At 73.3% G+C, this 26,777-nt stretch carries 31 protein-coding genes; 16 read left to right on the top strand and 15 right to left on the bottom strand.

Annotation, left to right across the window (positions count from 1 at the left end):
- Positions 1 to 19 precede the first annotated feature (19 nt).
- The 3 genes from ABD352_RS55490 to ABD352_RS55500 all read left to right on the top strand — a co-directional run bounded on the left by ABD352_RS55490 (position 20) and on the right by ABD352_RS55500 (position 2,568).
- Positions 20 to 850: a class I SAM-dependent methyltransferase gene (locus ABD352_RS55490; RefSeq protein WP_344620780.1), complete on the top strand. Its 831-nt coding sequence runs from the start codon at positions 20 to 22 to the stop codon at positions 848 to 850.
- Between the two features lie 17 nt (positions 851 to 867).
- Positions 868 to 2,115, top strand: a complete 1,248-nt coding sequence (locus ABD352_RS55495; RefSeq protein ID WP_344620781.1) for an aldehyde dehydrogenase family protein — start codon at positions 868 to 870, stop codon at positions 2,113 to 2,115.
- A gap of 129 nt (positions 2,116 to 2,244) precedes the next feature.
- Positions 2,245 to 2,568, top strand: a complete 324-nt coding sequence (locus ABD352_RS55500; protein WP_344620919.1) for an STAS domain-containing protein — start codon at positions 2,245 to 2,247, stop codon at positions 2,566 to 2,568.
- Between the two features lie 16 nt (positions 2,569 to 2,584).
- Here ABD352_RS55500 and ABD352_RS55505 read toward each other — a convergent pair whose 3' ends face one another.
- From ABD352_RS55505 to ABD352_RS55540, 8 genes are all read right to left on the bottom strand, one after another.
- Positions 2,585 to 2,722 (bottom strand): hypothetical protein, encoded by a 138-nt coding sequence (locus ABD352_RS55505; RefSeq protein WP_344620782.1) that lies wholly within the window; start codon positions 2,720 to 2,722, stop codon positions 2,585 to 2,587.
- On the bottom strand, positions 2,719 to 3,390 hold the full coding sequence (locus ABD352_RS55510; protein ID WP_344620783.1) for a FadR/GntR family transcriptional regulator: 672 nt from the start codon (positions 3,388 to 3,390) through the stop codon (positions 2,719 to 2,721). Before ABD352_RS55510 ends, ABD352_RS55505 begins: the two co-directional genes overlap by 4 nt.
- 196 nt (positions 3,391 to 3,586) lie before the next feature.
- Entirely contained in the window at positions 3,587 to 4,414 is an 828-nt protein-coding gene (locus ABD352_RS55515) for an amidohydrolase family protein (protein WP_344620784.1), read from the bottom strand.
- The gene (locus tag ABD352_RS55520) at positions 4,411 to 5,328 is read right to left on the bottom strand and encodes an aldo/keto reductase (RefSeq protein ID WP_344620920.1); all 918 of its coding nucleotides are present in this window, start codon (positions 5,326 to 5,328) and stop codon (positions 4,411 to 4,413) included. Before ABD352_RS55520 ends, ABD352_RS55515 begins: the two co-directional genes overlap by 4 nt.
- On the bottom strand, positions 5,328 to 6,080 hold the full coding sequence (locus ABD352_RS55525; protein WP_344620785.1) for an SDR family NAD(P)-dependent oxidoreductase: 753 nt from the start codon (positions 6,078 to 6,080) through the stop codon (positions 5,328 to 5,330). The genes ABD352_RS55520 and ABD352_RS55525 overlap by 1 nt, the downstream gene beginning before the upstream one ends.
- A 66-nt stretch (positions 6,081 to 6,146) precedes the next feature.
- Positions 6,147 to 7,136: a glycosyltransferase 87 family protein gene (locus ABD352_RS55530; protein ID WP_344620786.1), complete on the bottom strand. Its 990-nt coding sequence runs from the start codon at positions 7,134 to 7,136 to the stop codon at positions 6,147 to 6,149.
- Between the two features lie 67 nt (positions 7,137 to 7,203).
- The gene (locus ABD352_RS55535) at positions 7,204 to 7,899 is read right to left on the bottom strand and encodes a siderophore-interacting protein (protein WP_344620787.1); all 696 of its coding nucleotides are present in this window, start codon (positions 7,897 to 7,899) and stop codon (positions 7,204 to 7,206) included.
- Positions 7,900 to 7,984: 85 nt separating this feature from the next.
- Positions 7,985 to 8,188, bottom strand: coding sequence for a hypothetical protein (locus ABD352_RS55540; protein WP_344620788.1), 204 nt, complete (start codon positions 8,186 to 8,188; stop codon positions 7,985 to 7,987).
- 171 nt (positions 8,189 to 8,359) lie between these two features.
- On the opposite strand from ABD352_RS55540, the gene ABD352_RS55545 reads away from it, so the two are divergent.
- The 5 genes from ABD352_RS55545 to ABD352_RS55565 all read left to right on the top strand — a co-directional run bounded on the left by ABD352_RS55545 (position 8,360) and on the right by ABD352_RS55565 (position 13,938).
- Complete coding sequence (locus ABD352_RS55545; protein ID WP_344620789.1) at positions 8,360 to 9,211, top strand: aldo/keto reductase; 852 nt, start codon at positions 8,360 to 8,362, stop codon at positions 9,209 to 9,211.
- Between the two features lie 94 nt (positions 9,212 to 9,305).
- Positions 9,306 to 9,665, top strand: coding sequence for a YciI family protein (locus ABD352_RS55550; RefSeq protein WP_344620790.1), 360 nt, complete (start codon positions 9,306 to 9,308; stop codon positions 9,663 to 9,665).
- 70 nt (positions 9,666 to 9,735) lie between these two features.
- Positions 9,736 to 10,992, top strand: coding sequence for an RNA polymerase sigma factor (locus ABD352_RS55555; protein ID WP_344620791.1), 1,257 nt, complete (start codon positions 9,736 to 9,738; stop codon positions 10,990 to 10,992).
- Positions 10,993 to 11,256: 264 nt separating this feature from the next.
- Positions 11,257 to 12,861 carry a methyl-accepting chemotaxis protein gene (locus tag ABD352_RS55560; RefSeq protein WP_344620792.1) on the top strand — a complete coding sequence of 535 codons (1,605 nt, stop codon included), beginning with the start codon at positions 11,257 to 11,259 and terminating at the stop codon, positions 12,859 to 12,861.
- Between the two features lie 9 nt (positions 12,862 to 12,870).
- Entirely contained in the window at positions 12,871 to 13,938 is a 1,068-nt protein-coding gene (locus tag ABD352_RS55565; protein WP_344620793.1) for a sugar ABC transporter substrate-binding protein, read from the top strand.
- Between the two features lie 158 nt (positions 13,939 to 14,096).
- Here the strand turns inward: ABD352_RS55565 and ABD352_RS55570 are convergent, their stop codons facing one another.
- Positions 14,097 to 14,912, bottom strand: a complete 816-nt coding sequence (locus ABD352_RS55570; protein ID WP_344620794.1) for a tyrosine-protein phosphatase — start codon at positions 14,910 to 14,912, stop codon at positions 14,097 to 14,099.
- Between the two features lie 185 nt (positions 14,913 to 15,097).
- Here ABD352_RS55570 and ABD352_RS55575 point away from each other — a divergent pair, with 185 nt between their 5' ends.
- On the top strand, positions 15,098 to 15,790 hold the full coding sequence (locus tag ABD352_RS55575) for a GOLPH3/VPS74 family protein (protein WP_344620795.1): 693 nt from the start codon (positions 15,098 to 15,100) through the stop codon (positions 15,788 to 15,790).
- Between the two features lie 196 nt (positions 15,791 to 15,986).
- Positions 15,987 to 16,484 carry a pyridoxamine 5'-phosphate oxidase family protein gene (locus ABD352_RS55580; protein WP_344620796.1) on the top strand — a complete coding sequence of 166 codons (498 nt, stop codon included), beginning with the start codon at positions 15,987 to 15,989 and terminating at the stop codon, positions 16,482 to 16,484.
- A 127-nt stretch (positions 16,485 to 16,611) separates the two neighbouring features.
- On the opposite strand, the gene ABD352_RS55585 is transcribed toward ABD352_RS55580, so the two are convergent.
- Together ABD352_RS55585 and ABD352_RS55590 are read right to left on the bottom strand one after the other, a co-directional pair.
- Positions 16,612 to 19,110 carry a glycoside hydrolase family 28 protein gene (locus ABD352_RS55585; RefSeq protein WP_344620797.1) on the bottom strand — a complete coding sequence of 833 codons (2,499 nt, stop codon included), beginning with the start codon at positions 19,108 to 19,110 and terminating at the stop codon, positions 16,612 to 16,614.
- Positions 19,111 to 19,184: 74 nt separating this feature from the next.
- On the bottom strand, positions 19,185 to 19,874 hold the full coding sequence (locus ABD352_RS55590) for a lysozyme (protein WP_344620921.1): 690 nt from the start codon (positions 19,872 to 19,874) through the stop codon (positions 19,185 to 19,187).
- A 263-nt stretch (positions 19,875 to 20,137) separates the two neighbouring features.
- On the opposite strand from ABD352_RS55590, the gene ABD352_RS55595 reads away from it, so the two are divergent.
- On the top strand, positions 20,138 to 20,779 hold the full coding sequence (locus ABD352_RS55595; protein WP_344620798.1) for a peptidoglycan recognition protein family protein: 642 nt from the start codon (positions 20,138 to 20,140) through the stop codon (positions 20,777 to 20,779).
- A gap of 43 nt (positions 20,780 to 20,822) precedes the next feature.
- On the opposite strand, the gene ABD352_RS55600 is transcribed toward ABD352_RS55595, so the two are convergent.
- Positions 20,823 to 21,641 carry a hypothetical protein gene (locus ABD352_RS55600; protein WP_344620799.1) on the bottom strand — a complete coding sequence of 273 codons (819 nt, stop codon included), beginning with the start codon at positions 21,639 to 21,641 and terminating at the stop codon, positions 20,823 to 20,825.
- 267 nt (positions 21,642 to 21,908) lie between these two features.
- Here ABD352_RS55600 and ABD352_RS55605 point away from each other — a divergent pair, with 267 nt between their 5' ends.
- The gene (locus ABD352_RS55605; RefSeq protein ID WP_344620800.1) at positions 21,909 to 22,088 is read left to right on the top strand and encodes a DUF3073 domain-containing protein; all 180 of its coding nucleotides are present in this window, start codon (positions 21,909 to 21,911) and stop codon (positions 22,086 to 22,088) included.
- 254 nt (positions 22,089 to 22,342) lie between these two features.
- On the opposite strand, the gene sigJ is transcribed toward ABD352_RS55605, so the two are convergent.
- Entirely contained in the window at positions 22,343 to 23,215 is an 873-nt protein-coding gene (gene sigJ / locus ABD352_RS55610) for an RNA polymerase sigma factor SigJ (RefSeq protein ID WP_344620801.1), read from the bottom strand.
- A gap of 68 nt (positions 23,216 to 23,283) precedes the next feature.
- On the opposite strand from sigJ, the gene ABD352_RS55615 reads away from it, so the two are divergent.
- Entirely contained in the window at positions 23,284 to 23,661 is a 378-nt protein-coding gene (locus tag ABD352_RS55615) for a DUF6220 domain-containing protein (RefSeq protein ID WP_344620802.1), read from the top strand.
- Positions 23,662 to 23,674: 13 nt separating this feature from the next.
- Here ABD352_RS55615 and ABD352_RS55620 read toward each other — a convergent pair whose 3' ends face one another.
- Both ABD352_RS55620 and ABD352_RS55625 read right to left on the bottom strand, forming a co-directional pair.
- Positions 23,675 to 24,490 carry an effector-associated domain 2-containing protein gene (locus ABD352_RS55620; protein WP_344620803.1) on the bottom strand — a complete coding sequence of 272 codons (816 nt, stop codon included), beginning with the start codon at positions 24,488 to 24,490 and terminating at the stop codon, positions 23,675 to 23,677.
- A 26-nt stretch (positions 24,491 to 24,516) separates the two neighbouring features.
- Positions 24,517 to 25,287 (bottom strand): hypothetical protein, encoded by a 771-nt coding sequence (locus tag ABD352_RS55625; RefSeq protein ID WP_344620804.1) that lies wholly within the window; start codon positions 25,285 to 25,287, stop codon positions 24,517 to 24,519.
- Positions 25,288 to 25,467: 180 nt separating this feature from the next.
- On the opposite strand from ABD352_RS55625, the gene ABD352_RS55630 reads away from it, so the two are divergent.
- From ABD352_RS55630 to ABD352_RS55640, 3 genes are all read left to right on the top strand, one after another.
- A complete protein-coding gene (locus tag ABD352_RS55630) occupies positions 25,468 to 25,917 on the top strand; it encodes an RrF2 family transcriptional regulator (RefSeq protein ID WP_344620805.1) in 450 nt (149 codons plus the stop codon).
- A gap of 14 nt (positions 25,918 to 25,931) precedes the next feature.
- A complete protein-coding gene (locus ABD352_RS55635) occupies positions 25,932 to 26,354 on the top strand; it encodes a cupin domain-containing protein (RefSeq protein ID WP_344620806.1) in 423 nt (140 codons plus the stop codon).
- Positions 26,354 to 26,777: thioredoxin domain-containing protein (locus tag ABD352_RS55640; protein ID WP_425554006.1), on the top strand; the 424-nt coding region annotated here is incomplete at its 3' end. The genes ABD352_RS55635 and ABD352_RS55640, both read left to right, overlap by 1 nt.

Consider the following 26,777-nt stretch of genomic DNA (forward strand, 5'->3'; position numbering starts at 1 on the left):
GGCGTGTGAGTCTCGGACCGTGAGCGAATACCTCCGGCTGAACCGGGCGCAGTGGGACGAGCGCGCCCCCGCCCACGCCGCCTCGCCCGGCTACTTCGTGGAGCGGTTCGTGGCGGACCCGGCGTACCTCAGCGACGTGGTCCGCTTCGACCGCCCCCGCCTCGGCGACGTCGAGGGCCTGCGGGCGGTGCACCTGCAGTGCCACATCGGCACCGACACGCTCTCCCTGCACCGCCTCGGCGCCCGCGTCACCGGCCTCGACTTCTCCCCGGCGTCGCTGGAGCAGGCCCGCGCCCTGGCCGAGCGGGCCGGCGCCGGCGTCGACTTCGTCGAGTCCGACGTCTACGCCGCCCTCGACGTGCTCGGGCCCGGCTCCTTCGACCTCGTCTACACCGGCGTCGGTGCCCTGTGCTGGCTGCCCGACGTGCGGCGCTGGGCCGCGGTCGTGGCCGGCCTGCTGCGCCCCGGCGGCCGGCTGTTCATCCGCGAGGGCCACCCGATGCTGTGGAGCATCGACGAGACCCGCGGCGACGGCGTCCTCGCCGTCGACTACCCGTACTTCGAGCGCGAGGACCCCCTCGTGTCGGACGACGGCACCACGTACGTGCCGACCGAGACGAAGTTCGTCAACACCGTCACCCACCAGTGGAACCACGGCCTCGGCGAGATCGTCGGCGCCTTGCTCGGCGAGGGCCTGGAGCTCACCATGCTGCAGGAGCACGACAGCTGCCCCTGGGATCCGATGCCCGGCTTCTGCGTCGGCGACGAGCACGGCGAGTACCGCCTGGCCGACCGTCCGGAGCGGTTGCCGCTTACTTACACTCTTCAGGCACGCAAGCGCCCGGTTTGACGAGTGGGGAGTCGGCAGTGGACGTCAACGAGGTAGTGGCCGAGGCCGCCCGCGCGGCGAGGGCCGCCGCCGGTTCCCTGGCCGCGGCCCCGGCCAAGACCATCGACGAGGCGCTGCGCGGCATGGCCCGCCGGCTCTCCGCCGCCCCCGAGCCGATCCTCGCCGCCAACCGCGACGACGTCGCCGCGGCCGAGGCCGGGGGGATGAGCGGCGGCCTGCTCGACCGGCTTCGCCTGGACGAGGCCCGCCTGGCCGGCATGGCCGAGCAGCTGAACATCCTCGCGGACGTCGAGCCGGAGCCGGCCCGCCGCACGATCCGCGAGCTCGGCGGCGGCCTGGTCCTGCAGGAGTGGCGCCGCCCGGTCGGGGTCATCGGCGCCAACTACGAGGCCCGCCCCAACGTCACCGTCGACGTCGCCTCCCAGCTGGTCAAGTCCGGCAACGGCGGCGTGCTGCGCACCGGCTCGGCCGCCCTGGCCTCCGCGATCGCCCTCATGGACGAGGTCGTCGCCCCGGCCCTGGCCGACGCCGGCCTCGACCCGGCCGCCGTGCAGCTCATCCGGGCCCGGGGCCGCGGCTCGGCCGACGCCCTGGTCGCCCAGCCCGGCCTGATCCCGCTGGTCATCCTGCGCGGCAGCGGCGAGAGCACCCGGACCCTGGCCGAGAAGGCCGCCCTGGCCGGCGTGCGGACGCTGGCCCACGCCGACGGGGGCGGGGTGCTGTACATCGACAGCGAGGCCGACCTGGAGAAGGCCTTCGCGCTGATCGGCGCCGGCCTGGACCGCCTCGGCGTCTGCAACCGCCTCAACCTGCTGCTCATCCACCGCGACCGCTACGACGAGCTGCTCCCGCGGGTCGAGGCCGAGCTGGCCCCGCGCATCGCCGTCTCCCGCCCGCCGCACGAGCACCCGCTCGGCTACGAGTGGGCCCTGGACTCCGACCGCGAGGCGACCGTCACCGTCGCCCCGGCCGACGGCCCGCTGCACGCCGCCCGCCTGGCCAACGACGAGACCTCGGGCCTGGCCGCCGGCATCGTCACCGAGTCGGCCGCGGCCGCCCGGGAGTTCCTTGGCGCCTACGCCGGCACCGGCGCCTTCTGGAACGCCACCACCCGCCTGCTCGACGGCTTCAAGCTGCTCAACGTCCCGGAGACCGGCATCAACATCGACCGCGTCCCCGGACCCCGCGGCCCGGTCACGTTCCGTGACCTGTCACTGCGCCAGTACGCCGTCGTCCCTGCGGACCGCCTGGCCGATCTCGACTGACCTGACGCTACGTGTTCGCGGCGTCACCAGGATGGCATGACGGCGCCGCGAAACCGACAACCGTGCACCTTCTCGACCCATCCGTCCGATGCGGGGGCCGCCGTCCGGGCCGTACCGTGACGGACGGTGATGCACATGCTGATGGACGAGCTGGAAATCACGACGGTGGCCGACCGGTCGGCGGCGCGCGTGGTGCGCGTGAGCGTGGCCGGGGACCTCGACGCGGCGACGGTACCGCGGCTGCGCACGGCGCTGGCCGCGGCGGTGGCCGAGCGCCCGGAACGCCTGGAACTCGACCTTGCCCGCGTCACGTTCTGTTCCAGCGGCGCGGTCACCGAGCTCGACGCCGTGCAGCGCTTCCTGCCGGGCCGGCTCGTGATCACCGACGCCCGGCGGCCGGTGCGGCGGATGCTGGAGCTGTGCGACCTCACGGACTGGCTGCGCGCCGCCTGAGCCGGCCCCGGCCGTCCTAGCGCGGCACAGCGCCGTCGTAGCGCGGCACAGCGCCGTCGTAGCGCGGCACAGCGCCGTCGTAGCGCGGCACAGCGCCGTCGTAGCGCGGCACAGCGCCGTCGTAGCGCGGCACAGCGCCGTCGTAGCGCGTCACAGCGCGCGGCGCAGCCACTCCTCGACGCCGGCCACGTGGATGGAGGCCCAGGAGCGGGCCAGGTCGGGCTGGCGGGTGGCGATGGCGTCGACGATGGCCTGGTGCTGCTCGCGGGTCCGGGCCGCGGCGCCCTCCTGGGTCAGGCCCCGCCAGATCCGGGCCCGGGTCGTCGGGCCCGAGAGGCCTTCGATCAGGGAGCCCAGCACGGCGTTGCCCGCGCCGGCGGCGATCAGGCGGTGGAACTCCAGGTCGTTGGCGACCAGCGACTCGATGGTCGGGTCGGCGTCCAGCGCGTCGAGCACGTCCTGGAGCTTGGCGACCTCGGCGTCGCTCATGCGCTGCGTGGCCAGCGCCGTGGCGGCGGGCTCCAGGATGCGGCGGACCTCCAGGAACTGCAGGACGGTGTCGTCGCGGTGGAAGTCGACCACGAAGCTCAGCGCGTCGAGCAGGAGGTCGGGCTCCAGGCTGGTGACGTAGGTGCCGTCGCCCTGGCGCACGTCGAGCACGCGGATCATCGACAGGGCCTTGACGGCCTCGCGCAGGGAGTTGCGCGACAGGCCGAGGCGCTCGGCCAGGTCGGCCTCCTTGGGCAGGCGGTCACCCGGGCCCAGCTCGCCCGAGGTGATCATGCCCTTGATCTTGTCGATTGCCTCGTCGGTCAGTGCCATCGATTCCTCCGCGGCGACTCTACGCCCCGAGATCCAGCCCGTAGTCCTCGACGGTGGTGCCGGCGAGGACCCGGGCGCCTACGCCCCGAGATCCAGCCCGTAGTCCTCGACGGTGGTGCCGGCGAGGACCCGGGCGCCTACGCCCCGAGATCCAGCCCGTAGTCCTCGACGGCGATGCCGGCGAGGACCCGGGCGCCTACGCCCCGCGGCCCAGCCGGTAGACCTCGACGGCGGTGCCGCCGAGGACCTGGGCCCGCTCGCCGGGGCTCACCAGATCGGACACGGCCGCCAGGACCTCGGCGTAGGAGGCGGCGAGCAGGCAGACGGGCCAGTCGGAGCCGAACATCAGGCGGCCGGGGCCGAAGAGCAGAAGGGCCTCCTCGACGTACGGCCGCAGGTCCTCGCGCTTCCAATGCTCCCAGTCGGCCTCCGTGACGAGGCCGGAGAGCTTGGCGGAGACGTTGGGCAGGGCGGCCAGGCCGAGCAGGCCGGCGCGCCACGGGGCGAAGCCGCCGGAGCGGATGGGCGGCTTGCCCAGATGGTCCAGGACGAACCGGACGTCGGGCAGGGCGGCGGCGGCCCGGGCGGCCGCGGGCAGCTGGTCGGGGCGGATCACCAGGTCGAAGGCGAGCCCGGCGGCGCCCATGCGGCGCAGGCCGGCCCGCACGTCGGCGCGGTCCAGGTAGGCGACGTCCTCGGCCTGGACCTGGGCGCGCAGCCCGACGAGGCGGCCGGCGCCGGGCAGGTCGCGGTAGGCGGGGAAGACGGGGGCGGCCGGGTCGTCCCACGCGACCACGCCGGCGATCTGCGGGTGCTCCCGCGCGTGGCCGAGCAGGACGGCCGCCTCGCCCGCGTCGCAGCGGCCGCCCTCGACCAGCACCGTGTGCGTCACGCCGGCCTCGGCCAGGTCCCCGAGAAGATCCGTGAAGGCGAAGTCGCGGCGGATGGGGGCCAGCGCGGGGGCGTCGAGCCAGTCGTACCCGCCGCCGAGGTGCCACAGGTGGTGGTGCGCGTCGACGATCACAGCAGGCCACGCCCTTCCAGGAACGCCCACAGCGCGTCCGCGGGCGGATCGGCGAACCACGAGGCGTTGCGCCGGACCTGGTCGGCCGAGTCGGCGCCGACGACGACCGCGGCGACGGCCGGGTGCCGGGCCGGGAAGGCGATCGCCGCGGCCGGGAGCGTGCTGCCGAACTCGGCGCAGGCCGAGGCGAGCGAGCGCGCCCGCGCCACCACGGGGGCCGGCGCCTCGCCGTACTCGTACGGCAGGGACGGGCCCGGGTCGGGCGAGGCGAGCAGGCCGCTGTTGAAGACGCCGGCGGCGAGGACCTCGACGCCGGCCGAGGCGCACTGCGCGAGCAGGGCGGCGGCGGGCTGTTCGAGCAGGGTGTACCGGCCGGCGACCATGACGGCGTCGGGCGTGCACTCGGTGACGACCCGGTGCAGGACCGCCGGGTCCTTGGAGCCGGCGCCGATCGCGCCGACGACGCCCTGGGCGCGCAGCTCGGCCAGGGCCGGGAAGCCGGAGCGCAGGGCGGCCTCCGGGTGGTGCTCGGGGTCGTGGAGCAGGGCGAGGTCGATGCGGTCGAGGCCGAGGCGGGTCAGGCTCTCCTCGACCGAGCGCAGCACCCCGTCGCGGCCGAAGTCCCAGACCCGCCGATGGGTGCGCGGCACGGCGAAGCCGTCGGCCCGGTCGTCGCCGCCGCCGTCGACGGGCTCGAGCAGGCGGCCGACCTTGGTGCTGATCCGGTACTGCGCACGGGGCCGCTCGCGCAGTGCGCGGCCGAGGCGGCGTTCGGAGAGGCCGAGGCCGTAGTGGGGCGCGGTGTCGTAGTACCGGATCCCGGCGTCCCAGGCGGCGTTGACGATCGCGGACGCCTCGTCGTCGGTGCGCTCCTCGTAGAGGTTCCCGAGCTGCGCGCAGCCCAGGCCGAGCATCACGGCGTGGCCCGCAGGCGCAGGCCGTGCATGCCGCCGTCGACGGCGAGCACGGTGCCGGTGGTGGCGCCGGCGAGGGGGCTGGCCAGGTAGCCGATGGCGTGGGCGACCTCCTCGGCGCTGACCAGGCGGCCGGTCGGCTGGCGAGCCCGGAGGGCGGCCAGCTCGGCCTCGGGGTCCTCGGCCCGATCGAGCAGGCGGCGCACCCACGGGGTGTCGGCGGTGCCGGGGTTGACGCAGCAGACCCGGATCCCCTCGCGGAGGTGGTCGGCGGCCATGGCGGCGGTGAGGGCCTGCACGGCGCCCTTCGTCGCGCTGTAGAGCGCCCGGTCGGGCAGTCCGGCGTGCGCGGCGATCGAGCAGGTGTTGACGATCGCGGCATGGTTCGAGCGCCGCAGGTACGGCAGCGCCGCCCGGCTGACCCGCACCAGCCCGACGACGTTGACGTCGAAGACCCGGTGCCACTCGTCGTCGGGGTTGTCCTCGACGGTGCCGACGGCGCCGATCCCGGCGTTGTTGACGAGGATGTCGATGCCGCCGAGGCGTTCGGCGGCGGCGGTCACGGCGGCCCGCACGGCGGCGTCGTCGGTCACGTCGGCGACGAAGCCGTCGATGCCCTCCGGCAGGTCGTCGGCGCGCAGGTCGAGGCTGGCCACGCGGGCGCCGCGATCGGCCAGGTGGCGGGCGGTGGCCAGGCCGATCCCGGAGGCGCCGCCGGTGACGACGGCGGCAAGACCGTCGAACTCACGCATGAGGGACTCCCATACATCGGAGGACTGATGTCTATCAGTCCGGTAAGTCCCGGCGCAAGGGCACCGTCACGGTGATACATCCGATGTCCGGTCGTGTGGTACCGCCGCGAGCAGCACGATGCCGACGAGCGTCAGCAGGCTGAGGGCGGGGACCAGCCACACCAGGCGCAGGGCCAGCACGGCGACGACCGCCAGCCCGAGCAGGCGCCGCCGCGGGAACAGCAGCAGCACGGCGGGCAGCTCCCACACCAGGTGGTGGACCCACGCGATCGGGCTGATCAGGCACATGGCGACCCCGGTGAGGGCGAAGCCCTCCCAGTCCCCGGCGGCCTGGACGCGGGTGGTCCAGAAGAGGACGACGGCGAGGGCGAGCAGCGGCCAGACGGCCTCGGGGGCGTGCAGGCGCTGCAGGGCTCCGGCGAGGGACTGGTCGGCGGGGGCGCCCACCTCGCCGACCCGGGACACCTGCCAGGCCAGGCCGCCCCAGTACCGCGCGGACGCCCCCGGCGCGACGAGCCAGGCCAGGCCGGTGGCGGCCGCCGCGACCCCGGCGGCGACGGCGGCCTCGCGGTAGCGGCGGGCGATGACGAGGTACGCGATGAACAGCACCGGCGTCAGCTTGACCGCGGTGGCCAGCCCGGCCAGCGCGCCGTTGCGCAGCACCAGCAGGTCCAGGCCGACCAGCGTCAGCAGGACCAGGTTGACCTGGCCGAAGCTCAGCGTGTCGCGCCACGGCTCGACGGCGGCCAGGACGACGAGGGCGGTGAGGACGGGCCGGACGCGGCGCAGGCGGACCCGCAGCAGGGCGGCGGTGCCGGCCACCGACGCGGCGGTGAGCAGCGCGGCGGCGGCCGGCAGGGGCAGCAGGGCGAGCGGGGCGAACAGCAGCGCGGCGAACGGCGGGTAGGTGAAGCCGTAGTTGCGGACCGGGCCGGGCTCGCGGTAGCCGTAGAGGTCGCCGCCGTGCAGCCACTGCCGGACGGCACCGTGGTAGATGCGCAGGTCGAACAGGCCGTGCCAGCGCGCGGACACCACGACGAGGGCCGCGACGGCCACGCTCAGCAGCGCCAGGGCGGCCCAGCCCCGGCGCGTGTCCCCCGCATCGACGCTCGTGGCAGTGACGCTACTCCATGCCGCGCTTTCCCGGGGCCCAGAAGGGCTTGGTCAGCACGCTGCGCCGGGGCCAGCCCCGCTCCCGCACCAGGTGCTGGCGCACGGCCTGCACGGTGCGGGCCTCGCCGGCCACGTAGGCCTGACCGGGTTCCTCCGGAAGATCCAGCCGTTGTACGGCGAGCAGCAGCGCCTTCGAGTCCGCCGCGCTGTCGGCGTCCCGCTGTACCCACGTGACGGCCCCGTCCAGGGCGAGCCGGTCCCCGGGATCCGCGGTCTCGACCACGGCCCGGCTGCGCGGGCGCTCGCCGTCCGGCAGCGCCCGCAGCATCGGCCCGAAGGCGACGGAGGCGGTCTCCTCGCCGACGAACAGGTGGTAGGCGGCCGGGCGGGTGACGAAGTCGCCCTTGGGCCTGCTGATGAGCACCTCGTCGCCGGCCTCGGTGGCGGCCGTCCAGCGGGCGCCGGGCCCGTCGCCGTGCAGCAGCACCTGCAGGTCGATCGCGTCGCCGGCCCGGTCCCAGACGGAGTAGGTGCGCAGCAGCGGGCCGAGGGCACCCCTGGGGCCGACGTCGACCCGGACCTGCTGGCCGGCCTTCCACTCGGCGTCGCCCAGGGCGGCGGCCCGCAGGCGGATGCGCCGGAACCGGCCCGCGGCCGCGGTCTCGGTGACGGTCGCGCGGACGAACAGTCTCTCCCAGAGCCTCATGCCCGGGGACGTTACGTCTATCGGCGATATATCGGAAACCCGCGCCGGGTGCATTGTGGCAATGCACCCGGCGCACGGTTTCGCGCTAGATGTCCTCGTCCAGCTGCGTGCCGCGGCGCGGGTCGCGGATGCTGCGCCCGGTCGAGTCGACCGCGCCCTCGTCCACCTGCCCGCCGCGGGCCTGCTGGTGCTGGAGGCTCTGCTGCCGCTCCGCCGCGAAGCGGGCTTCCTCGCGGGCCTTGGCCTCGGGGCTGTTCGGGTCGATCCCGGTCGGGTCATGCGCGTTCATGCTGCTCACTCCCAGTTGTCACGGTCAGTGCGTCGGCGGTTGCTGGGTCGGGTCACCTTACCCGCGCCGTTCTGGCGTAATCCATAGGCAATTTCCGGGGTAGGTACGGAGCTAGGTTGAAAGCTGAGATCAGTACAAGTACACACCGACTCCCTGAAGGAGACCTGACGCATGGCAGAGCAGAGTGCGCGCGACGCCGGCCAGATCGACCTCGGCGGCGACCTCACGGTCAACCGGCTCGGGTTCGGCGCGATGCGCATCACCGGCGAGGGCATCTGGGGCGACCCGGGCGACCGCGAGGAGGCCAAGCGGGTCCTGCGCCGGGCCGTCGAGCTCGGCGTGAACTTCATCGACACCGCCGACTCATACGGCCCCGACGTCAGCGAGGAGCTGATCGCCGAGGCCCTGCACCCGTACCCGGAGGACCTGGTCATCGCCACCAAGGGCGGCCTGCTGCGCCCCGGCCCCGGCAACTGGGTGCCCGACGGCCGGCCGGAGCACCTGCGCGAGGCCCTCGAGGGCAGCCTGCGCAAGCTGCGGATCGAGCAGATCCCGCTGTACCAGTTCCACCGCCCCGACCCGAAGGTGCCGCTGGAGGACTCGATCGGCACGCTGGTCGAGCTCAAGGCCCAGGGCAAGATCCGCCACATCGGGGTGTCGAACTTCACCGAGGAGCAGGTGCGGGCCGCGCAGCGCCTCACCCCGGTGGTGTCGCTGCAGAACCGGTACAACGTCGACGACCGCGGCTCGGAGTCGCTGGTCGACCTGTGCGAGCAGGAGCAGATCGTCTTCCTGCCGTGGGCGCCGATCCAGAACCTCGACGACAACGCCACGATCGAGGGGATCGCGAAGAAGTACGAGGCCACCACCCGCCAGATCGTGCTGGCCTGGCTGCTGGCCCGCTCGCCCTCGATGCTGCCGATCCCGGGCACCGGCTCGGTCGGGCACCTGGAGGACAACGTGGCCGCGGCGGCCATCCACCTCACCCCGGCCGAGGTCGCCGACATCACCCGCAACACGTAGGAAGATTTCTCCGGGCCGCGTGTCGGATCCGGCCCGCCCCCTTCGAGGAGGGGTTGGAAGCCGGGAAGGACCCGCACCCGAAGGAGTCACCGACATGCGCTACGTGATGCTGCTCGAGGCCGCCCAGCCGGCCACGCCCCCGCCCGCCGAGCTCATGGCCGCGATCATGAAGCTCGGCGAGGAGGCGACGGCGGCCGGCGCCCTGCTGGAGAACGCAGGCCTCCTGCCGAGCTCGGCCGGCGCGAAGGTCACCGTCACCGGGGGCGCCCTGAGCGTCACCGACGGCCCCTTCGCCGAGACCAAGGAGATGATCAGCTACGCCCTGTACGAGACCCGCACCCGCGAGGAGGCGGTCGAGTGGGCGTCGCGCTTCATGAAGCTCCACCGGGACCTGTGGCCGGCCTGGGAGGGCGAGTGCCGCATCCTGAAGGTCATGGGGCCGGAGGACTTCTGAGATCCGCCCCGCGCCGCTCACTCCCGGTACAGGGGACCCGGTACCGGACGCCCGGTGCGAGAATCCGGGGGTGAGCGGCGCGGACGTGCGGCGGGTCGTCGAGGCGGTGTACCGGATCGAGTCCGGGCGGATCATCGCGGCGCTCGCCCGCATCGTCGGCGACGTCGGGCTGGCGGAGGAGCTGGCGCAGGACGCGCTGGTCATCGCCCTGGAGCAGTGGCCCGGGCGCGGGGTGCCGGACGATCCCGGGCCGTGGCTCATGGCGACGGCCAAGCACCGGGCGATCGACCTGCTGCGGCGGCAGGAGAACTACCGGCGCAAGCTCGCCGTCGTCGGGCGGGACGTGGAGCTGGCCGAAGGGGAGTCCGCCGAGGCCGCGATCGTCGACGCGCTCGACGACCACATCGGCGACGACCTGCTGCGGCTGATCTTCACCGCGTGCCATCCGGCGCTGAGCACCGAGTCGCAGGTGGCGCTCACCCTGCGGATGCTCGGCGGGCTGCGCACCGACGAGATCGCCCGGGCGTTCCTCACCACCGAGGCGACGGTCTCCCAGCGGATCCTGCGGGCCAAGAAGACCCTCGCCAAGGAGCGGGTGCGCTTCGAGCTGCCGCCGGCGTCCGAGGTGCCGGCCCGGCTGGCGGCGGTCCTCGGCACGATCTACCTGATCTTCAACGAGGGCTACTCCGCGACCGCCGGGGACGGCTGGGCGCGGCCCGCGCTGTGCGAGGAGGCGCTGCGGCTCGGGCGGGTGCTGTGCGGGCTGCTGCCCGCTGAGGCCGAGGTGCACGGGCTGACCGCGCTGATGGAGCTGCAGGCGTCGCGGGTCGGGGCGCGCACCGACGCCGAGGGCCGGCCGGTGCTGCTGCTCGACCAGGACCGGCGGCGGTGGGACCGGCTGCTCATCCGGCGCGGGCTGGCGGCGCTGCGGCGGGCCGAGGACCTGGGCACCCTGGGGCCCTACGGGCTGCAGGCCGCGATCGCCGCCGAGCACGCGAAGGCGCGGACGGCGGCGGAGACGGACTGGGGGCGGATCGCGGCGCTGTACCGCCTGCTCGCCCACGTGGCGCCGTCGGCGGTCGTGGAGCTCAACCGGGCGGTGGCGGTCGCGATGGCCGACGGGCCGGCCGCGGGGCTGGCGATCGTCGACGGGCTCGTCGCGAAGGGGGAGCTGCCGGGGTACCCCCACCTGCCCGCCGCCCGCGGCGAGCTGCTCGAACGGCTCGGCCGCGCGCAGGAGGCCCGGGCCGAGTTCGCCCGCGCCGCCGAGCTGACCCGCAACGAGGCCGAACGGGAGCTGTTCGCCCGGCGCGCGGCCACGCCCTGAGGCCGGCCGGCTCGCGGGTCGCCGCCCGGGCCTGGGCCACCACGTCGCGGACCCGGCGGACGTGCTCGATGTTCCACCGGACGGGGTGCCCGGACGGCTCGGCACTCCAGGCTCGCCGGCCCAGCCGGCGCCCGGGAAGCTGCCGAAGGCCAGGCCGCCGGTGCCTTGCCGCACCCTGCCGGCAACACCGCAACCCCAACGTGCTCAGAACCACAGCCGTCGCGCCGATGGAGAGGCAGACGGGCAGGGCGAGGGGGCGGACGCGTGGCGGCCGAGAAGCGACGGTGGCTGGCCGACCAGCCGATGGCGCGCAAGCTGATGCTGCTCGTGCTCGTCGGGTGCGCGGTCGGGGCGGTGGTGCTCGGCGCCGGCGCATACGGCCTCGGGCGGGTCAACCAGCGGGCCGACGAGCTGTACCGGGTGAACCTCGTGCCGTCGGCGCACCTGGCGAAGCTCGACGAGGCGGCGCTGCGGGTGCGCAACGCCGTGGCCAACCTGGCGCTGTCCAACGGGCCGGTGGCCAGCAAGGCGTTCGCCGCCGACATCGCGGCCGCCGACCGGGAGGTCGACGCGCAGGTCGAGGCCTACCGCGCCAACCTGCACGACGTGCGGCAACGGCAGCTGCTGGACCGGTTCACGATCTGGTGGGGGGCCTTCCGCAACATCCGCGACCACCGGCTGCTGCCGCTCATCGCGGCGGGGGACACGGCCGGGTTCCAGCAGGCGTACCTCGGCGACGGCGAGACGGTCGGCGCCAACGCGATCGGCGCCCTGCAGCAGCTCATCGCCTTCGAGCAGGCGAGCGGGCGGCACGGGGCCGACGAGGCCGCGCGGGCCTACCGCACGGCGTGGATCGCGATGGGGGCGGCCCTGCTCGCCGGGCTCGTCGTCGCGATGGTGCTCAGCCGGTACCTCACCGGGCTGGTCGTGCGGCCGATCCGGCGCGTGCACGCGGTCCTGACCGCGGTCGCGGCCGGGGACCTGACGGCGCAGGCCGACGTCGCCCAGCGCGACGAGGTCGGCGAGATGGCCCGCGCGCTCGGCGCCGCCACGGCCAGTACCAGGGAAGCGGTCCGGTCCCTGGGGGACAACTCCGCCACGCTCGCCGCGTCGGCCGAGGAGCTCACCGCGATCAGCCGCCGGATCGGGGGCAGCGCGACCGAGGCCGACAGCCGGGCCGGCGAGGTGGCCCGCACCGCCGGCGCGGTCAGCGAGCACGTGGCCGCGGTGGCCGGGGGCGCCTCCGAGATGGGCGACGCGATCGAGGAGATCTCCCGCAACACCGCGCACGCGGCCACCGTCACCGCGTCGGCCGTCTCGATCGCGGCCACCACCAACGAGACGATCGGCAAGCTCGGCGCCTCCTCCAGCGAGATCGGCGAGGTCGTCAAGGTCATCACGCAGATCGCCGGGCAGACGAACCTGCTCGCGCTCAATGCCACCATCGAGGCGGCCCGGGCGGGGGAGTTCGGCAAGGGGTTCGCGGTCGTCGCGCAGGAGGTCAAGGACCTCGCCCGGGAGACGGCCCGGGCCACCGACGACATCGGCCGCCGGGTGCAGGCGATCCAGGTCGACACCGACCAGGCGGTCGCGGCGATCGGGCAGATCGGCGACGTGATCGCGCAGATGAGCGAGTACCAGAACGCGATCGCGGCGGCGGTCGAGCAGCAGGCGGCGACGGCCCGCTCGATGAGCCGCAGCGTCGGCGAGGCGGCCGGCGGCTCGACCCGGATCGCGGGCACCATCGCCGGGGTCGCCGACGCCACCGCCCAGACCAACGAGGGCGTGTCCAGCACCGGCCGGGCGGTCGACCAGCTCGCCGCGATGGCCTCCGAGATGCGGGCGCTGGTCGCCCGGTTCAAGTACTGAGGGGCACCCTTGTCCGTTCGCGCGCTGCTGGCGGTACCGCTGCTGCTCCTGGCCCTGCTCGCCGGGTGCACCGAGAGCCTGACGTCCCCGCCGGAGTCCGGGCCGGCCGCGCGGGTGGCGCTGCTGCTGCCCGAGCTCAAGGCCAGTCGCTACGAGGCCGGGGATCAGCCGTACTTCGCCCAGAAACTCTCCGAGCTGTGCGGCGGCTGCACCGTGGACTACCGCAACGCCGAGCAGAACGCGGAGACCCAGCTGCAGCAGGCCAAGGACGCCCTCGACCAGGGGGCGAAGGTGCTCGTGCTGGCCCCGGTCGACAGCGTCGCGGCCGGCGACATCGTGAGCGCCGCCAAGGCCCGGGGCGTGCCCGTCATCTCCTACGACCGCCTGGTGCTCAAGGCCCCCGTCGACTACTACATCTCCTTCGACAACGCCAAGGTCGGCACGCTGCAGGCGGCCGCGCTGCTGCAGGCCCTCGGCGCCAAGGCGAGCCAGGGCGAGATTTTGTGGATCAACGGCTCCCCGACGGACAACAACGCGACGATGTTCAAGCAGGGCGCCCACGCGGGCCTCGACGGCAAGGTGCGCGTCGCCGCCGAGTCCGACACCGCCGAGTGGAACCCGGACAACGCCAAGGCCTGGACCGCCCGCATCCTGCCGACGCTGCGCGGCCGGAGCATCGTCGGCGTCTACGCGGCCAACGACGGCACCGCCGGCGCCGCCATCGCCGCCATGAAGGCCGCGGGCCTGCCGCAGGTGCCGGTGACCGGCCAGGACGCGGAGACCGCGGCGCTGCAACGGATCCTGGTGGGCGAGCAGTACATGACGGTGTACAAGGCGATCCGCACCGAGGCCGAGACGGCCGCGACGCTGGCCAACGACCTGCTGCGGGGCCGGCACCCGGCCGAGACCACCTCGGTCGACAACGGGGCCGGGCAGGTGCCGTCGATCCTGCTCGACCCGGTGACGGTCACCAGGGACACGATCGCGAGCACCGTCGTGAAGGACGGCTTCGTGACCCCGGGCGCGCTGTGCGCGGGCGCCTATGCCGACGCCTGCCGGGCCGCCGGCATCGCGTAGGGGTCCGGCGGATCACCCCCCGTCTACCCGGTGACCCGCCGGACACCGAGAGACACGCGGTGACCATCGACGAGGTTGCACGGTCCGGGGCGCGGAAACCCGACAGCACGACGCGCCGCCGGGACCGGGTCCGGCGGCGCGCCGCGAGGTATGACGGGTCAGACGAGCAGGCGGGCCTTGATGGCGGCGATGTTCGCGTCGGACAGCATCAGGCCCTGGTGCAGGTAGGCGTCGAAGCTGCCGTAGATGTGGTACAGCTCGGCGAACGCGGCGCGCAGCCAGGCGACCTGGACCGCGTCGGAGCGGCCGAGGTAGGTGTTGCTGAGCAGGAAGTCGGACTCGACGGTGCCCATCGGCACGCCGAGCAGGGTCAGCAGGACGGCGGTGGCCCAGCCGGTGCGGTCCTTGCCGGCCGAGCAGTGGTACACCACGCCGCCCGAGGTGTTGTTCGCGATCGCGAGCAGCGTGTCCCGGAAGGCGTAGTCGGCGCCGACGAAGTTGACCATGAACGGGTAGCCGATGGACTGGCCCAGGTCCGACGAGCCGGACAGCAGGCCCGCGGCCAGCGCCGCGGCCAGGGTGCCGATCGCGTTGTCGTGGAAGCGGATGCCGTGGCTCAGGGAGGCGACGTCGGCCACCTGGTAGGCCACGCCGGCGGGGGCGTGGTCCGGCTCGTCGCCGCGCTCGGAGACGTTGCGCAGGTCGACGTCCCGGTTGATGCCGTGGGCGATGACCACCTGCCACTCGGCGGCGGTCAGGTTGCTGAGCTTGTTGGACCGGAAGACGACACCGGTGCGCACGGTGTGGCCGTCCGCCGTGGTGTAGCCGCCGGCGTCGCGGAAGTTGGACGCGTTGGCGAGCCCGAGCGACCGTTCCCAGGTCGCCGCGGGCGCCGCCGCCGCGGGGGTGGCGACAGCGGTGCCGGCGAGCACCGCGGCCGCGAGGGCCAGGGAGGCCCGGCGAGTGATCCCCATGTGGTCGTACTCCGTTCGGGGTGGTTGACCAGCCGCGCCCCATCTAGCCGGATTCGAGTGACCGGCGTCTATCGGTTGGCCTACCGGCGGGTAACGCTTGCGCGCCGGTACGGCCGGGCCGGAAAAGGGGGGAGTCGGAAAAAGGGGGGATAGGGGATCTGGCGGTCGCGCGCTAACGTCCAGCCATGGGAACATCGGTTGCGCTGCCCGAAGAGCTGCTCCTGCTGGCCTACGACGACGAGTCGGGGCGGGCCACCGGCTCCACGATCGGGCTCGACCTGGCCATGGCGGCCGCCGTGCTGGTCGAGCTGGCCCTGGCCGGGCGGCTCGCCTACAACGGCGGGACGATGCTGGTGACCAACCCGGCGCCGACGGGTGAGCCGATCGCCGACGAGGTGCTGGCCCGGGTGGCCGCCGACGCCCCGCACACGCCGGCGTCCTGGGTGCAGCGGCTGCGGCACGGGCTGCGCGAGCGGGTGCTGGGCGACCTGTGCGCGCGCAACATCGTCTGCGACGTCGACGAGACGACCATGAACGGCTACGTGCACCTGCACCGGTACCCCACCATCGACACCTCCGTCGAGGCGGGCATCCGGGAGCGGCTCACCCGCGCGCTCGTCGGCGACGAGACGCCGGACGAGCGCACCGCCGCGCTGGCGACGCTGGTCGCGGCGGCCCGGATGGAGCCGACGCTGGGGCTGCCGGCCGAGGAGGCGGCGGCCGCGCACGAGCGCCTGCAGCAGATCAGCGACTTCGCCGGGTTCACCGGGTCGGTGAGCATGGAGGACTCCTCGATCCGCCCGTCGGTCGCCCTGGTGGTCGCGGTCCTGGTCAAGGCCATCCAGACCGCCCTCGGCACCGCCAAGCCGACGGCCTAGGCGGCGTCCTCGAGGATCTTGCCGCCGTCGGCGGTGACGGGTGGCCGGCCGCGGCTCCAGGCGGTGTGGCGAACGAGCTCGGAAATTTTCGAGCATTCGTGCGGCTCGGGTGTCGAGAACGTCCGGCCGGCTCCGTCCCAGGACTCGAGCGGCCACGGACAGGTCGCTCGGCGCCGCCGACGAAGGAGCGATCACCATGCGACCGACCGAGATCACCGAGATCCTGAACCGGCCGATCAGCCAGGAGCTGCTGGCCCGCGACCTGACCCGCCTGGCCTACGTCGCCAAGGACGGCACGCCGCGCAGTATCCCGATCGCCTTCACCTGGAACGGCTCGGAGATCGTCATGTGCACCACGAAGAACGCCCCGAAGCTGCCCGCACTGCGCGAGAACCCGATGGTTGCCCTGACCATCGACACCGAGGTCCACCCGCCGAAGATCCTGCTCATCCGCGGGCGGGCCGAGCTGGACGTCGTCGACGGCATCCCGGACGAGTACCTGCAGATGAACGGCAGCTACGAGATGACGCCCGAGCAGCGCGTCGACTGGGAGGCCGAGGTCCGCTCGCTCTACGACGGCATGGTCCGGATCGTCGTCACCCCGACCTGGGCGAAACTTATCGACTTCGAAACCACCCTGCCCTCCGCGGTCGAGGAGCTGATCCGGCAACGGGCCGAACGTCAGCACGCCTGAGATCAGGTACCGCGTTCGTGCGTTCAGGCCCGCAGGGCCGCGCGGACGATCTGTTCGAAGGCCTCCGGGGCGGACAGCGATGCACCGGGCGTTCGCGATCTGCAGCGCGATCAGCGCTCGATGACGGCTACGGCGTCCGCACGTCCAGGGCGTCGGCGTAGACCGCGGCCGGGCGCACGTCCGGTGCGGCCAGGGTCGCAGTGGCGTCCCGGACGGTGACGCCGCTCGCGTGGCGGACGTACAGGCCGGAGCCGGGCAGCGCGGGCCACATGCTGCTTTCGGGGTAGTTGCCGGTGTACTCCGCGGGCGCCGCCGGCTGCGCGGCCGCCCCGCCCGGCAGCTCCTGGTGCAGCGCGCTGACGAGCAGGTCGTAGACCCGGTACGGGTGCCCGCCGATCGTCTCGCCGGAGGCGACGGAGGGCTCGCGCAGGCCGGTGCCGGTCACGTCCTCCAGCCGCACCCCGCTCACCCAGCGCGGCTCGGCCAGGGGCGTCTTGCCGTCCGTGCGCTCGCCCAGCAGGACGAAGAAGGCGCGGTACGCGTCCTGGGCGGTGATCCGGCGGAAGGTCAGGCCGCGGGCGGTCGCGCCGCCCACGACCGTCACCGTCAGCGCGCTGCGCAGGGTGTGCTTGACCAGGACGTCCTCGACGGTCACGCCGCGGAACGCGCCCATGCTCTCGGTGCCGAGCTTGACGCCGTTGGCGCGCTCGGAGTGCCCGACGGTCGACAGGCGCACGGTCACGTCGTCCACGCCGACCGGGTCGTAGGACTTCATGACGATCGAGTCGTCGTCGGTCCAGATGCTGGTCCGCTCGACGACCACGTTGTCGCTGTCGCAGACGTCGATGCCATCGCGGTTGTACGTCAGGTTGCTGTCCAGGTTCACGTCCGCGACGAGAAAGCCGTCCACCTGCACCGGGACGACGGCCCAGGTCGCGGCGTTCTGGACCGAGACGTTGCGCAGGCTGACGTTGTGCCCGCGCATCGGCAGGAACAGCAGCGGGCGGCGGACCGGGTTGTTCGGGTCGGGACCGTTGCCCTCGATGCGCCACTCGGGCTTGTCGCCGTTGCCGTCGATGGTGCCGCCGCCGTCGACGTGGACGTTGTCGGCGTCGAGGGTGAACAGCAGCGCCCGGAACTGGCTCAGGCCCCAGTTCGGCGCGCCGAGGGCGGCCCGGTCGTAGATCGGGTAGGCCGCGTCGTCCTGGACGCCGCGCAGCGTCGAGCCGCGGGAGATCCACAGGGTCATGTCGGACTTCAGGCGCAGCGTCCCCGTCAGGAAGACGCCGCCGTTGAGCACGATCCGGGCGCCGGGCGGGGCGTCGTCGATGGCGTGCTGGATGGCGGCCGTGTCGGGGGTGGTGTCGTTGGGTACCGCGCCGTACGGCGGGTTGCGCACGTCGATGACGGTGCCCGCGGGCGCGCTCGGGCGGTGCGGGTAGACGAGGAGGTTGTCGACGAGGACGGTGCCGGTCTGGCTCTCCCCGACGCCGATCAGCGCGGAGGCCACGTCGGTGGCGGCGGGGTCGCGGAACGACCAGCGCGGGGTGGTCCCGAGCCCGGTCGGGGCCGGCTGGACGCGGCGGCCGTCGACGAAGGCCTCGAACTTCTGGGCGGCGACGTCGACCGCGAGCTGGACGGTGTACCACTCCCTGGCCGTGACCGCAGTCAGCGGGTGGGCGGTGACGCCGTCGAAGTACTGCAGCTCGGCGTTGACGAACCGCAGCGAGATCGCCGTCTTGCCGGTCGAGCTCTGCAGGTACAGCGCGACCTTCGTGCCGGTCGTCTCGTCGGTGCGCAGGTTGGCCCGCACGAGCACGGTCGCGGTCTGCGCCGGGAAGGTGCGCACCGCGTTGCTGCTGCCGGTGGCGACGGTCTTGGCGATGCGCAGGCTGCGGTCGGCGGCGCTGGGCACGGCGGCCACGGCGACGGTCCCGGGGCCGGGGGTGGCCTGGTAGCCGGGCGGCGCGGCGCCGAGCGGTGCGTCGTTGAACTGGTCGGCGACGAGGTAGCTCACCGAGTCGGCCGGCGCCTGGCGGGCGGCGACGTTGTCGAGGTTGATGCCGCCCTGGTAGCCGGCGTCGATGCGGGCCGACAGCGACGTCAGGGCGGTGGCCGCGGTCGCGAAGGCGGCCCCGGCGAGGCGGCGCTCGCCGTCGACGTAGAGGTCGTAGCGCTGCTCGGCGGTGCGCAGCTCGAGGCGCACGACGTACCAGCTGCCGTCGGCGACCGGGCCGAGGCTCTGGCCGGAGCCGCCGTCGTAGAGCTGGCCGGCCCGCAGGCCGATGTCGGCGACCGGGCCGGCGGCCCCGTCGACGCCCAGCGCGTGCAGCCAGCCGCCGGTGCCGGTGCCGCGGACCCGGGCCTCGACGGTCACCGCCCCGGCCAGCGCCGCGAGCGGCTTGGTGGCCCGCACGACGCCGGTGGTGGCCGGCTTGGTCAGCTGCAGGCTGCGGTCGGTCGCGTCCGGGGCGGCCGCCGCGGCGACCGTGCCGCCGCTGGTGTCGACCGTCCAGCCGGGCGGCGCCTGGCCCACCGTCACGTCGTTGAAGTCGTCCCCTGCGCCCGTCAACATCGCGATCGTGACGACACCGATCGCGAGCGCCCCCATGCCTCGGCGAATCATGGTGGCCGAGGATAGGCGAGTTCCGATGCGTGCGTGGGCCCGGAGGGACAAAGCGCCCCTCCGGGCCCGGTGCGTCAGCAGGTGCCGTTGCAGGCCAGGACCTTGAGTCGGTCCAGGGCGCCGTTCCACTGGTTGGAGTCGCCGGCGAAGGGGCCGCTGCTGGAGTACTGCCAGAAGGACCACGTCGGGGCGCCGGCCGGGAGGGTGCCGGGGGCGCTGCTGTAGCGGGCGATCCACAGCGGGGAGTTGGCCCAGAAGCCGCTGTAGTTGCCGGTGCAGGTCGTCCACCAGTCGGTGGTGGTGTAGATGACCGCCCAGCGGCCGGTCTTGGTGTGGTACTCGTTGAGGAAGGAGCGGATCCAGCTCTGCATGCCGGACTGGGACAGGCCGTAGCAGGTGGCGCCGTAGGGGTTGTACTCGATGTCCAGGGCGCCCGGCAGGGTCTTGCCGTCCTTGGACCAGCCGCCGCCGTGCGCGACGAAGTAGTCGGCCTGGGCGGCGCCGGTGCCCCCGTTGGGGATCGCGAAGTGGTACGACCCGCGGATCATGCCGATGTTGTAGGAGCCGTTGTACTGCTGGGCGAAGGACGGGTTGGTGTAGTACGTGCCCTCGGTCGCCTTGATGTAGGCGAAGCGTGAGCCGGCGTTCCACTGGGCCTGCCAGTTGACGCTGCCCTGGTAGCCAGACACGTCCTGTCCGTACGTGACGGTGGCCGCCGAGGCGGGGTTGCCGGTGAGGAATGTGGCGACCAGGGCGGCCGCCATGGACAGCGCCGCCAGGACGCCGAGCCGTCGAAGGGTCACGGTGCGCCTCCTCGTGGGGGGTGGGGGGTCGGCCCTTTCGGTAAAGAGCTTCGCCGATTAGCTCACGCCCGTGGAAAACTTTCAAGAGACGCTCGTCGAAGTTTAAGGAAAGATCTCAGCGACATCGATCGATGGACACCACCCGCTGAACAGGTGTAGTGTGCGCCGCTGTAGGAAGCTTACAGAAAGTTGTCGATGTCGTAAATTACCAACCGGAGGTCGTCGTGGCCCGACTCACCCGCCGTGCCGCCCTGCGCGGCGCCGTCCTGCTCGGCGGCGCGGCCGCCGGTCTCGCCGCGCTGCGGCCCGCCGGGGCGGCCGTGGAGCAGGTCTCGATCGCCAGCTGCGGCGCCTGGGGCGCCCGCCCGCCGTCCGGGCCGCTCACCATCGACCAGCATCGCCCGAACAAGATCATCGTGCACCACACCGCGATGGCCAACTCGACCGACTACTCGCAGGCGCACGCCTTCCAGAACTCGCGGGACATCCAGAACCTGCACATGGACACCAACGGCTGGGTCGACAGCGGCCAGCATTTCACCAACAGCCGCGGCGGCTGGTTGACCGAGGGGCGCAACGGGAGCCTCTACGCGCTGCTGCACGGCCAGACCATGGTGCAGGGCGCGCACTGCGTCGGGCAGAACGACCAGGCCATCGGCATCGAGAACGAGGGCACCTACCTGACCGAGCAGCCGCCGGCGGCGCTCTGGAACAGTCTGGTGGCCTTCTGCGCGTTCACCTGCCAGCAGTACGGCATCGCGCCCACCGAGATCTACGGGCACATGGACTTCAACAACACCCAGTGTCCCGGACTGCTGCACGACCGCCTGCCCGAGCTGCGCTCCGCGGTGGCCGCACGTCTGTGAGAAGCCCGCAGGGGGCGGGTCGCCGCCCCCTGCCGGTAGTGCGTCAGTTGCTGCCGTTGAGCATGGTGTAGATCGACGCCGGGGGCTCGACCACCTCGGCGCCGGCCGGCTTGGCCGGGATGGTGGCCTTGCCGTAGTTGCTCAGCGTCATCTTCAGCTGGTGCGCCGCCTTGTCGCCGGCCGCCGGCACGTCGATGACCAGCTCGGAGAGCTGCCCGTCGGCGCCGAGGGTGGCGGTGAACGGCACGCTGGCCGCCTTGTCGCCCAGGGCCTTGGTGACCTCCTCGTCCGTCATGGGGGACTTGTCGGCCTTGCTCAGGTCGAGGGTGCCGGTGTACTTCTTGTCGCCCGCCGCCTGCACGCCCTGCGCGCTCTTGAGCAGCGCCTCGACGCCGAGCAGGTCGGCCTCGTCGGCCTTGATGCTCAGCTCCTGCGAGTCCTTGATCTTGGACCGGTCGACGTGGATCCACTTCTTGCCGTTGAGCAGCTCCAGGCCCGGCACGGCGGTGGCCATCGCGCCCATGTCCATCTTGAGGTACGCCTCGGGCTCGAGCACGAGCAGTTCCATCGAGAACTTCACGTCGCCCTCGGTGCTGGCGAGCTTGATGTGCGCGTGCTTCTGCGTCGCGTCGACCGCGGCCGAGCCGGAGCCGTCGCGCGCGGTGAAGGCGACGTCGTAGATGCCCTTGTCGTACTCCTTCAGGGACCCCAGGAGGGTCTCCTTCGGGTCGGCCGGCTTCGAGCTGGTGGCCGCGGCGGCCGGCTTCGAGCTGTCGCCGGCCTTGTCGCCGCAGGCGCCGGCGGCGAACACGACGGAGACCGCGGCGAGCATTGCCGCGCTCCGTCCCCATGCAAGCTTCATCGGGTTCTTCCTGGAAAGGGGGTATAGGCCGCCGCAGCGTACAGTCCCACGTAATGGTGCGTGGTGCGTTTTCCGGTGTTCCTCCCGCCGTGTACCCCACATCACAACCGGGGAGTGGGGCCGACTCGCCCCGGCTTCCTCTACGACGCCTTCCGGTTACCGTCCGTCCGCTTCGCGACACCACCAGGGGGATGTTCGTCGATGGGCAGGCGGCGAGCTATTGTGGTCGGCACGGATGACGCTTGAGGGATGCTCACGGGGGCACACATGGGACGCGGACGAGCCAAGGCCAAGCAGACGAGGATCGCGCGAGAGCTGAAGTACTTCAGCCCGCAGACCGATCTGACCGCGCTCCAGCACGAGTTGTCCGGCGTGCCGCACGCCGTCGACGACGACCCCGACGAGGCCTACGCCGACTACGAGCGCGAGGAAGCCCCGTCGCGCTGAGCGCAGCCCGGGATACACGGCTGATGCGGTGAGCGCGTCAGCCGTGATCGGCCTGGCGGTGGCCACGGGCGTCGAGCACTCGGCGGCGGCCGGGCCTTACCGACGCGGATGAGACGACGCGGGTGAGACCAGGCCCTGCGACATCATGGTCCCCCGGCTGCCGCTGAGCAGCCGGTCATCACCGCTGGGTGCCACGTCCGGAGCTTCTCCGGGTTGCGGACCGCGTCCCCCGGCTGCCGCTGAGCAGCCGGTCATCACCGCTGGGTGGTCCACGTCCGGAGCTTCTCCGGGTTGCGGACCGCCCACAGGTGGTTGATGCGCCCGTTGGACACGGCGAAGGCGATCACCGCCACGATCGTCCCGTCGCGCTCGGCGACCAGTCCCGGCTGGCCGTTCACCGTGCACTCGCGCAGCGTCATGGCCGGGATCCAGGCGGAGAACTCCACCGCGAATCGGGCCAGCCGGGGCGCGCCGACGATCGGCCGGGGCAGCGCGTTGACCAGCCCGCCCCCGTCGACGGTGCCGACGGCGTCCGGGTCGAGCAGCCCGACGAGGGCCTCAATGTCCCCGGCCTCCCACGCCTGCCTGAAGTCCCGGACCAGCGCCGCCTGCTCCGCCGCCGGGAGCGCGGCCGAGCGCGGCGCCTCGACGCGGCGGCGGGCCAGCGAGGCGAGCTTGCGGCAGGCCGCCGGCGTGCGCCCGACGATCGCCGCCACCTCGGCGAACGAGTACTTGAACACGTCGTGCAACACGAAGGCGACCCGCTCGGCCGGGGTCATCGACTCCAGCACGACGAGGAACGCCATGCTCACCGACTCGTCCAGGGTGACCCGGTCCGCCGGGTCGGCCGGATCGGCCGCGCCCGGGCCGGGCAACGGCTCGGGGAGCCACTCACCCACGTAGCGCTCCCGCCGCGCCCGGGCCGAGCCGAGCACGTCGAGGCAGATCCGCCCGGTGACCGTGGTCAGCCAGGCCCCCGGCGACGCGATGTCCGCCCGCTGCTCAGGGGTGAGGGAGTACCACCGGGCGAACGCCTCCTGCGCCACGTCCTCGGCATCGGCCAGCGAGCCGAGCAGCCGGTACGCGAGGTTGATCAGCTGCCGCCGCTCGTCGATCGGGTCGCTCATACCAACACGACGACGCAGCCCCCCGAAACGTGACGTCACATTTGGCGGGGGTACGTCGTCGTAGGGGCATGCGCAAGGCTTTCGCCGCCCTCGCGGCCCTACTCCTGCTGATCGTCGTCGCCCAGTTCTTCTTCGCCGCGAGCGGTGCCTTCGGCGACTCCTACGCCGCGCACCACGCGCTGGGCTACGTCATCTTCCTGGTCCCGGTCGCGATGATCGCGGTCGCGGTGCCGGCCAGGGTCCCCGGCCGGCTCATCGCCCTGTCCGCCCTGATCTGCGCCCTGACCAGCCTGCAGGTCCTCATCGCGGTGACCGCCAGGGCGATCGGCGAGGACTCCGTGGCCGGCCGGCTCGTCTTCGGCCTGCACGCCCTGAACGCCCTCGCGATGCTGGCCGTCACCGCCTTCATCGCCCACCGGGCCCGCGCCCTGGCAAGGCCGGCGTAGCCGGCGGCCGCGCTCAGTCCCCGCTGAACCCCGCCACGAGGCCGGCGACCGCCCGCACCGAAGGGTGATCGGGCACCAGCTCCTCCAGCCGGGTCACCAGTGCCTGCCACGGGCGCAGGTGGGGGTAGCCGCGGAAGACGTCGACGAGGCCGACGAGCTCGAGGCGGGCCCGCCCGTCGCGGTGGAGCTGCTGGGCGATCTGGGGTGGGAGGCCGTCGTACAGCTTCTGCCGGAACGCCGGCTCCAGCATGCCGGGGACGGCCAGCAGCGCGTCGACCAGGCCGGCGGTGGTGCCGGCCGGCGCAGCGGACGGGGCCGCATCGGTGCGGGGCGGCAGGACCGGCACGTCGCCGAGCGCCGGCTCCGGGTGCAGCGGCTGGCCGGTCAGCACCCGCAGCAGCTCCTCCAGGCCCGCGGGGGCGATCGCCGCCACCCGGTAGGTGTGCCCGGCCATGGGCTGGACCCAGGCGGGCAGCTCGTCGACCGAGCGGCCCGGCAGGACGACCGGCAGGACCTTGCGGAAGCCGCCGTCCGGATCGGCGAACAGCAGCTCCTGCAGCAGCCGGGACTCCCAGCGCACGCCACGGCCCGCGGCCGGGTCGCCGCGGTTCTCGGCCCGATCACGGTAGGCCGGGGAGGCCATGACCAGGACGTAGTCGGCCTCCCGGACCTGCTCGGTCATCCACTCCGTCCAGATCTGGCGGGTGGCCGTGGCGGTCAGGTCGATCTTCGCGTCCACGCCCTGGTCGCGCAGGGTCCGCCAGAACTGGTAGACCGCCTCCTCGTGGTCGGCGTTGTCATGGGCGTAGGAGATCAGCACACGTACCACGGATTACATGGCTATCACACTGGGAGTCACTCGTGGGGGAGCAGGTAGCGCCAGTTCAGCTGGGCGCGGCGGCCGTCCGGCAGGCGGAAGACCGGCCACTGGGACAGGTCCGGGTGCGGGACGGCCCGGATCAGGGCGCGCGCCTGGCGGTCGCGCAGGTCCATCCGCACCACGAACTCGTCCTTGCGGAACTGCGGCACCGGCACGCCCTGCGGCCACGGGCGCAGCGTCGCCGTCGTCGGCTGGGCGGCGTCGATGAGGGTGGTGACGACCCGGACCGCCTCCGGCTGCCACTGGGTGCCGGCGCGGTTCACCCGGTCGCGCAGCTGGGTCAGGTGGTCCAGCAGGGCGTAGGCCGGCGGCGGGTACGCGCGGTCGCGCCGGGTCTCCTCCAGGCCCTCGAACGACGCGGAGTACTTGCGGCCGTTGTCGCGGGCGGTGATGACCGTCGACGGGACGTCGGCGACGATCGGGGCGCCCGGGCGGCGGCGGGCGTTGGCCGGGTCGCGCAGGACCGTGGTGGCGTGGTTGCGCAGGGAGCGCACCTCGGCGCCGCTGATCCGCAGGCGACGGGTGGCGTCGGCGATGAGCAGGCCGTCGTCGTATGCGACCAGGCGCGGGGCGCGCAGCATGGTCCAGCCGGCCGGGACGAAGCCGCCGACCAGTTCCCAGGTCAGCATCGGGCGCGGCTTGCGGCCGGCCTCCGGGGCGTCGGCGGCGATCGCGGCCGCGGCGCCGCCGACCGCGGTGGTGAGTCCTACGGCGCCGGCCGCCACGAGCAGGCTTCTGCGGTTCATCGTGCAACGCTCCCGATCTTTCCCGGGCCCGCGCTCCGGGCCGGCCAAGGCGTTCAACGACAATTCGGGCAAAAAGGTGCATCCCCTTTCATCGGCACCCCAGGAGTCAATGGATACAAACACAGTGCCTTGGTATGGTTTTGGGCAGTCAACCCCCCAGCTGCTGGAGGACGTGCCGCGATGCGCATCTCGGCGAAGGCGGACTACGCGATCCGCGCGCTGGTCGAACTGGCCGCGGACGCGGGGCGCCCGCTCGTCTGCGAGGGGATCGCCGCGGCCCAGCACATTCCGTACCGGTTCCTCAAGGCCGTCATGCGCGACCTGCGCCGGGCCGGGCTCGTGCGCAGCCAGCGCGGCTGCGAGGGCGGCTACTGGCTGGCCCGCCCGGCCGCCGAGATCACCCTCGCCGACGTGGTCGGGGCGGTCGACGGCGAGCTGCTGACCGTGCACGGCGAGAGCCTGAACGACCCCGCCGACGCCACCCGCGCGCCCGCGGTCGCCGCGGTGTGGCGGGCGATCCAGGCCCGCACCGAGGAGATCCTCACCGGCGTGACCCTCGCGGACCTGCTGGACGAGCGCCCCCGAACGTCGGCCGCGGCCCTGCTGGGCCTGGTGGACGTACACCCATAGGAAAGGCGACGACGATGACCGATCACTGGCATGCGCCCCTGCGCCACATCAAGGGCGCCGAGCTCACCGGCGACACGATGCAGACCTCCGGCATGACCCGGCTCGAGGCCGTCTCCGGCAAGACGGTCGGCTCGGACAAGCTGTGGATGGGGCGCACCCACGTCGCGCCGGCCACCAGCTCCGGCGACCACCACCACGGCGAGGCGGAGACGGCCATCTACATCGTCTCCGGCCGCCCGGTGTTCGTCTTCGCCGACGGCGACGAGGAGGTGCGCCTGGAGACCGAGCCGGGCGACTACATCTTCGTCCCGCCGTACGCGCCGCACCGCGAGGAGAACCCCGGCGCCGAGGAGGCCGTCGTGGTCATCGCGCGCAGCAGCCAGGAGGGCGTCGTGGTCAACCTGCCGAGCCTGTGGGCGCCGGTCGAGCGGCCCTGATGGCGATGCTGTCGGTCGTCGAGTTCACCGACCCCATGTGCCCTTGGGCGTGGGGGTCGGAGCCGGCGTTCCGGTACCTGCGCGGCGCCCTCGATGCGCGCTGGCGCCGCGTGTTCGGCATCCTGTTCCACCCCGGCGACGATCCGGCGCCCGACCCGGCGGCGGAGACGGCGTGGTACCACCGCCACATCCAGGAGATCGCCGGGCACACCGGCGCGCCCTGGCCCGCCACGCTGGAGCGGGTGGCGCTGTCCAGCGAGCCCTCGTCGCTCGTCGCGCGGGCCGCGGCCGGGCAGGGCGAGGTCGTCGCCGACCGGGTGCTGCGGCGGCTGCGCGAGACCTTCTTCGTCCTCGGCTCGCCGGCCGACACGCTGGAGCGGGCGCTGGCCGCCGCCCGCGGGGTGCCGGGCCTCGACGCGGACC

Origin of the sequence: Dactylosporangium salmoneum, from assembly GCF_039532525.1 — a bacterium.
Taxonomy (GTDB): domain Bacteria; phylum Actinomycetota; class Actinomycetes; order Mycobacteriales; family Micromonosporaceae; genus Dactylosporangium; species Dactylosporangium salmoneum.

Excerpts from the sequence above, each read along its gene's own strand:
- ABD352_RS55500 (WP_344620919.1), top strand. The coding sequence starts at position 2,245 with ATGCACATGCTGATGGACGAGCTGGAAATCACGACGGTGGCCGACCGG.
- ABD352_RS55510 (WP_344620783.1), bottom strand. The coding sequence starts at position 3,390 with ATGGCACTGACCGACGAGGCAATCGACAAGATCAAGGGCATGATCACC.
- ABD352_RS55520 (WP_344620920.1), bottom strand. The coding sequence starts at position 5,328 with ATGCTCGGCCTGGGCTGCGCGCAGCTCGGGAACCTCTACGAGGAGCGC.
- ABD352_RS55525 (WP_344620785.1), bottom strand. The coding sequence starts at position 6,080 with ATGCGTGAGTTCGACGGTCTTGCCGCCGTCGTCACCGGCGGCGCCTCC.
- ABD352_RS55535 (WP_344620787.1), bottom strand. The coding sequence starts at position 7,899 with ATGAGGCTCTGGGAGAGACTGTTCGTCCGCGCGACCGTCACCGAGACC.
- ABD352_RS55540 (WP_344620788.1), bottom strand. The coding sequence starts at position 8,188 with ATGAACGCGCATGACCCGACCGGGATCGACCCGAACAGCCCCGAGGCC.
- ABD352_RS55545 (WP_344620789.1), top strand. The coding sequence starts at position 8,360 with ATGGCAGAGCAGAGTGCGCGCGACGCCGGCCAGATCGACCTCGGCGGC.
- ABD352_RS55550 (WP_344620790.1), top strand. The coding sequence starts at position 9,306 with ATGCGCTACGTGATGCTGCTCGAGGCCGCCCAGCCGGCCACGCCCCCG.
- ABD352_RS55570 (WP_344620794.1), bottom strand. The coding sequence starts at position 14,912 with ATGGGGATCACTCGCCGGGCCTCCCTGGCCCTCGCGGCCGCGGTGCTC.
- ABD352_RS55575 (WP_344620795.1), top strand. The coding sequence starts at position 15,098 with ATGGGAACATCGGTTGCGCTGCCCGAAGAGCTGCTCCTGCTGGCCTAC.
- ABD352_RS55580 (WP_344620796.1), top strand. The coding sequence starts at position 15,987 with ATGCGACCGACCGAGATCACCGAGATCCTGAACCGGCCGATCAGCCAG.
- ABD352_RS55585 (WP_344620797.1), bottom strand. The coding sequence starts at position 19,110 with ATGATTCGCCGAGGCATGGGGGCGCTCGCGATCGGTGTCGTCACGATC.
- ABD352_RS55590 (WP_344620921.1), bottom strand. The coding sequence starts at position 19,874 with ATGGCGGCCGCCCTGGTCGCCACATTCCTCACCGGCAACCCCGCCTCG.
- ABD352_RS55600 (WP_344620799.1), bottom strand. The coding sequence starts at position 21,641 with ATGAAGCTTGCATGGGGACGGAGCGCGGCAATGCTCGCCGCGGTCTCC.
- ABD352_RS55605 (WP_344620800.1), top strand. The coding sequence starts at position 21,909 with ATGGGACGCGGACGAGCCAAGGCCAAGCAGACGAGGATCGCGCGAGAG.
- sigJ (WP_344620801.1), bottom strand. The coding sequence starts at position 23,215 with ATGAGCGACCCGATCGACGAGCGGCGGCAGCTGATCAACCTCGCGTAC.
- ABD352_RS55615 (WP_344620802.1), top strand. The coding sequence starts at position 23,284 with ATGCGCAAGGCTTTCGCCGCCCTCGCGGCCCTACTCCTGCTGATCGTC.
- ABD352_RS55625 (WP_344620804.1), bottom strand. The coding sequence starts at position 25,287 with ATGAACCGCAGAAGCCTGCTCGTGGCGGCCGGCGCCGTAGGACTCACC.
- ABD352_RS55630 (WP_344620805.1), top strand. The coding sequence starts at position 25,468 with ATGCGCATCTCGGCGAAGGCGGACTACGCGATCCGCGCGCTGGTCGAA.
- ABD352_RS55635 (WP_344620806.1), top strand. The coding sequence starts at position 25,932 with ATGACCGATCACTGGCATGCGCCCCTGCGCCACATCAAGGGCGCCGAG.